The organism is Terriglobales bacterium (assembly GCA_035691485.1).
GTDB lineage: Bacteria > Acidobacteriota > Terriglobia > Terriglobales > Acidobacteriaceae > JAIQGF01.
Window position 1 is genome coordinate 1 of the sequence record DASSIZ010000045.1, and the last position, 5,160, is coordinate 5,160.

The 5,160-nt window shown below is 61.7% G+C and carries 5 protein-coding genes; all 5 read right to left on the reverse strand.

The window, feature by feature from the left end; genetic code table 11:
• Positions 1-427, reverse strand: a 427-nt coding sequence (locus VFI82_05635) for a hypothetical protein (protein ID HET7184144.1), incomplete at its 3' end; no start/stop codon positions are given.
• Positions 420-1,430, reverse strand: a complete 1,011-nt coding sequence (locus VFI82_05640) for a hypothetical protein (protein HET7184145.1) — start codon at positions 1,428-1,430, stop codon at positions 420-422. The genes VFI82_05635 and VFI82_05640, both read right to left, overlap by 8 nt.
• Positions 1,423-2,616: a nucleotidyltransferase family protein gene (locus VFI82_05645; protein ID HET7184146.1), complete on the reverse strand. Its 1,194-nt coding sequence runs from the start codon at positions 2,614-2,616 to the stop codon at positions 1,423-1,425. The genes VFI82_05640 and VFI82_05645 overlap by 8 nt, the downstream gene beginning before the upstream one ends.
• Positions 2,617-2,642: 26 nt before the next feature.
• On the reverse strand, positions 2,643-4,025 hold the full coding sequence (locus tag VFI82_05650; protein HET7184147.1) for an O-antigen ligase family protein: 1,383 nt from the start codon (positions 4,023-4,025) through the stop codon (positions 2,643-2,645).
• Positions 4,016-5,160, reverse strand: a 1,145-nt coding sequence (locus VFI82_05655; protein HET7184148.1) for a tetratricopeptide repeat protein, incomplete at its 5' end; no start/stop codon positions are given. The genes VFI82_05655 and VFI82_05650, both read right to left, overlap by 10 nt.

A 5,160-nucleotide genomic window follows, 5' to 3' on the forward strand; every position in this document is an offset into this window, starting at 1 on the left:
AGATTCCCATGCGATCTCGCGCCAGGAGAAGACGTCGTTCGCGTCCGTCGAATAAAGCGAGTGCGAAGTCTCCGTTTAAGTGCGTTGCGAAGAACTCACCGAAATGGCGGTAGCAGGCGAGGACCAGGTCTGCATCCGAGCGGGTAGTCAGAGGATCGCGGACGTCCGAGGCAAGATGTCCGGCCAGTTCTTCGCGATTATCGAGGCGGCCGTCGAAACAAAGCGCAAGTTCGCCAGCACCGGCCGGCTGCAGATCGGTAGCATGCGATTCGTCTCGCAAACATTGGTAGGCCAGGGCGGCGACGCCGCCGATCCACGTTCGCGGGCCGACGGCAGCGCTACGCCGCACCGGAGCGATCATCCGTTGAATCTGCATTGCATCCGCTGGGCGGCCGTCGCGGTGGAACAGGGCGACAAGTCTACTCATGTCGTTTCGACTCCCGGCATGCATCGGCGACGAGGGCATCGACGACGGAGGGCAGCAGATCGAGGCGCTTGGGATAGGAGAGGCGCTTGATCGGAACCAATGCCGCGACCCGGGTGGCGAAGACAAATTGCTGTTTCAGACGTTCCGGGCGGGTGACGGTATCGTTGAAGCAGTTGCGGATGAGGGGCAGAAACGAGGCTCGGCCACGAACGCGGCGCACGGAGATCGTGGAACTGGAGGCCGGTCTTCTCGGAAGCATGTAGATGGAACGCAGAGGAATTTTCTGCGCGAAATGCTGGGCCGGCTTCAGTTCGAAGATGAGTTTGCCAGTCAGGTGATTCATCGGGATTGCCTGAAGGCCATGGAAGAGTTCGGGCGCCGATTCCGGCATCAGCTTGACCCTGGGCAGGCTGGGGCATGCCAGCACGGTGCGCTCCTGGAATTCGAGGACGAGAACATCGTCGGTCAGCAGCGGATAGCCGCGAGACAACAGCGCCGCGGCGAGAGTGGACTTGCCAAATCCGCAGCCACCGAGCAGGGCGATGGCAGCGCCGTCAATGACGACGGCAGTGGCGTGGAGTTGTTCCAGCCCGCGCGCGAGCAGGCAGAACGACATGACATGTCCGAGCAGATAGGTGAACAGGACTTCGTTGGGAACTTCGACAAGCTTGCGCCAGAGCACGCGGCGGCCATCGCCAGAAACGGCGAACTCGAAACGATTGCACCAGCATGCGTACGTCGCGCCGTCGGCGAATAGGTGGCATTTCCAGAAATCATTGACGTCAATCGTGGTGGGCGGACCGGTAAAGAAAGAAGAGATCTGGCGCTCCGAAGCCTCATATAACTCGATATCAGGGGCCATGCTGTGTCCGTGCAGTTCCGGACAGGGTAGAGGGACGGCGGAGCTGATGGCCAAGCCAAAAAGCGAGTAGGTCCGGCCGTGGCGCTGCAAAGAGGGCTGCGCGTGGCGAGTTTCGAAAGCGGTTTCGACCTGATCAATCATTCTGCACGTTGTGGCGCGGAGCCAACCGGCCGCGCTTGAAGGCGAGTCGAACACTTCTCAACAGAGGGTACAACACCGCAAGCTGACGCGGGAGCCTGAAGGCAGCGTAATCAGCCTCCGTAGGATTGAGAGCAATGCCCGCTAGATACCGCAAACGGGCCATGCCGGGTTCATGTTTGGTCCGCTGCAGCATCCAGGCAAACGACGCATCGCTGGAGAGAGGATGCCGGCAGGACCAGAACTTTGCCAGCACGGTATCAGCAATTTCCCGCACCTGCGAGTCAGCGTGAATCGCTGACTCGATATCGCCGGGCAGCGTGATCTTCCAATGCTGGCGGAGCAAGCACAGCGAGACCAGGATGGTGCGGATGGTATTGGCGTCGGCGAGGTGGGGGCGAATGATTTCCCAACGCAACTCCGGATAGAGCCGGAAAACGCGCGCCAGGTCGGAAAACATGCTGAGTTGCGCCCACTCGTGCTGCCCGGCATGAAGACAGAGTACGAACAACAGGTCTTCCGGGCAGAAGGTCATGACGGATTGGCCGCACAAGTTTCCGGCGACCGCCCTGCGAAAGAAAAGTTCTTCGTCCAAGGAGGGCGAGACGAAAGCTGGCACCAGCCGCCAATGCAGGTCAACATCGATTCCAGAAGGATTGCGAAACGTGTGCTCAAAGCCATAGCGAACGGCGGCGGAACGCTGGACGGCGGAGAAGCCGCTTTTGTCGAAGTAACGGAGTTCCAACAACGCGGCAGAGGCTGCCTCGACCTGCGGCTTGCGCACCAGGATGTCGAGATCGTTGGAAACCCGCATGGCCAAGCCAGGGTAGAGCGCGGAGGCGAGCAGCGGGCCTTTGTAGGCAAGGTGCTCGATGCCTCGGCGCTGAAACTGGAGCGAGACCCGAAGCAGTTCCGAAGCCAGCGCCAGGTTCTTCACGGCGATGGTTCGCGAGGATGTCCGCAGCGCGTCGAGCACATCGCCGGCGACAAGTCCTTCCGGCAACGGTTCCAAGAGCTGCAAGAGCAGGGGTTCGAGGCCGTGGAAGCGCGCCATCGCCAGCAGGCTTTGCCAATCGATGGAGGCACACTGCTCGGCCAATACGCCGGGAGGCGGAGCCGCGCCGGCGGCGGCGAGCAGCATTTGCAGCTCGACCCCGAGCGACGATTTGGCGGCCCCGCTATGACTCAAGATACTTCCCAATTCTCCACCAGCAATCAGCCGAGTGTGGCGTCGTGCACCAGGATTGGACCACGGTCATGGAGCGACGCCGGCGAAGAGCCGTCAACATTTTCGGCGGCGGCCAGTGCCGCGAGCACATAAAACATGGCGGCGTTGGCAGTGACATGCATGTTGAAATCCACCAGGCTGTGCGCCAGAATGCCGGCGCATCCGACGAACGCCGCCAGCTTGGCGGAAGAAACAAATCCCGGGGGCACGCGACGCCGCAGCGCGGAACGAAACATGGCGACCAAAAACCACAGCATGATGCCGAATCCGATCACCCCGGTCTCCGCCAATAACTGAAGGTAGTCATTGTGGGCGGCATTGACGAAGCGATCGGTATAGAAAGTCTGAAACATGGGAAAGACCCGAGTGAAGCAATCCAGTCCCCATCCCGCGATCGGGCGGGCCTTGGCCATGGAGAGAGTGTCCTTGAAGAGCGCGAAACGGAAGCGGGCATCCAGGGTATTGCCCATGGTGCCGCCGTCAGCGGAATAGGCGCTTTCAATGCGATCGCCGACGCGAGATCCTCCCACCCAGGCAAGGAAAACGACACCGATGACGGCGAGGATGGCGAGGTCACGAAGACGCTCGCTGGAGCGCCCGCGGAGCAAGAACAGGATTGATCCGAGGATGACCTGAACTGCAAATGCGGCCATGCCGCCACGGGACCCGCAGAGGAAAATGGTGCTTGCCATGATCAGGCTGGCAAATCCGAGCAGCAGCTTGTGGGCAAGGCTGGTGCGGCGGCTCATCATCAGAGCCAACGGCAGCGGCGTCAGCAATTCCATCAGGCCCGCCCAGTGGCTGTGATTGACATAGGGGCCATAGGACCAAGCCGAAAAGCGGGGTTGCCGCACCCAGTAAAGCTTTCCATTCCAGGTCATCCCCTGAACGATGGCAAAAACCGCCAGCAGGAAGCCGAAGAAGGACATCCCGCTGACGAAACGCTGAACCTGCTCGCGATTGCGGAAGCACTGGGTGGCGACAAACATCAGCAGGCCATAGGCGAGGTAACGGAGAGACTCCTGGAGGGTCGCGTAAGGGTAGGCGGAAACGCCGGCCAGCAACTGCACCGCGACCAGGACAGCAAAGGCGAGCACCGGCAGGTAGAGTGGGCTGGAACGCAGTTCCAAGCTGCCATCCACACCGCGGCGCACCGCCCAGAGCAGAAACAGAGTGGCGGCTCCGCACTGAAGAATGAATTCCGACCACGGCTCAGTGCTGCCGAACAAGAGCACGGAAAAAACAAGGACCATGCCCAGTCCAGCAAGCAGCACTTTGTCCCAGACGGTGGACTGATCGGAATCAGGCCAGGTGGAGCGGGTTGAGGCCTGCCGAACGACGACTGATACCTGGGTGGTGTTCACCGGCATGCCTCCTGGGGAACGCGCTCGAGGCGCAGATCATCGGCCCAGGCACGCCCGCGAACGGTGGTTTCCGGCCGGTCGTGAAGGATGCGCAGTTCCAGAAAATGAGTTGCGGGATCGGTGCGAAAGGTCTGGCGGCGCTCCTCCCAGCCATGGGTGCCAGGGGCAGTGCCGAGTTGGGCGTAAGCGTGGCCGGTTTTCAGATCACTCAATCGAAACTGCGGACCACCGACGCCTTCCAGTTCGCTGGTCCGAAGAAAGCCGGAGAACTGGTAACACTCGAGGCCTTGGACCGGGATGATTTGGCGCAATCCGAGGTCCTGGACGGGCTGACCGGTAAAGCTGATCATCAAGGCGTGATTGCCGCCGTGAACGCCGGCGCTGTCGATTTCCAGCGGGGCAGCATCATTGCGGTTGTAGTGCCAGTCGAAGCCGGCATTCAGGACGTTGTTCTCGAAACGGCCGTTCACCACCAGGTTATCGGAGTAGCTGTAGGGCTGGAGTTCGGGGGCGATTTTCGCCAGGTCGTTCCAGGCGGAACGCGCGCGCGTCGAATCATTGCGCTCGATGAGCGAGGCGAAGTAGCGGGCGGCGGATTGCACGTTCACGTGCATGCCGAGGGAAATCATGCGAGACCAGATCTGGTCGGCGGCGTCGAGGCGATTGGCGTTGACCGCCAGCGTTCCGAGATCGAGGTAAAAGCGCGGATCGCGGGGCAAGACCTCATCGAGGACGCGGAGGAAGTCGTTGTTGGTGGCGCGCAAGCTGAGGAGGATGGCGCTGCTCTCGTGGCGGAAGGTCGGGTCACCCTCCAGGGTGGCGCGGAAAAGCGTGAGCGCGTTCCGGGTGTCGCCGGCGATGAGATAAAAATTGCCGGCCTCCCAGGCGATGTCAGGATCATGCGAGTCGAGGCGGACGGCATTGGCGACGGCGCGGCTCTGCCCGGCGGAATCGCCCATGTACTGGTAAGCAAGGCCGAGGTCGAGCCAGTAACGGGCGTGACGCGGGTCGAGGGCGACGGCACGCTGCAGCGGCGCCACCGATCCAGGAACGTCCTGCAGGAGCACCGAACGAACCCGGCCCAGCCGGTACCAAGCCTCAGCATTGCCCGGTTCGCGGCGCACGGCCCGCTCCAGGAGGT

Coding starts and splice junctions, on each gene's coding strand:
- VFI82_05640 (HET7184145.1), bottom strand. CDS start 1,430: ATGATTGATCAGGTCGAAACCGCTTTCGAAACTCGCCACGCGCAGCCC.
- VFI82_05650 (HET7184147.1), bottom strand. CDS start 4,025: ATGCCGGTGAACACCACCCAGGTATCAGTCGTCGTTCGGCAGGCCTCA.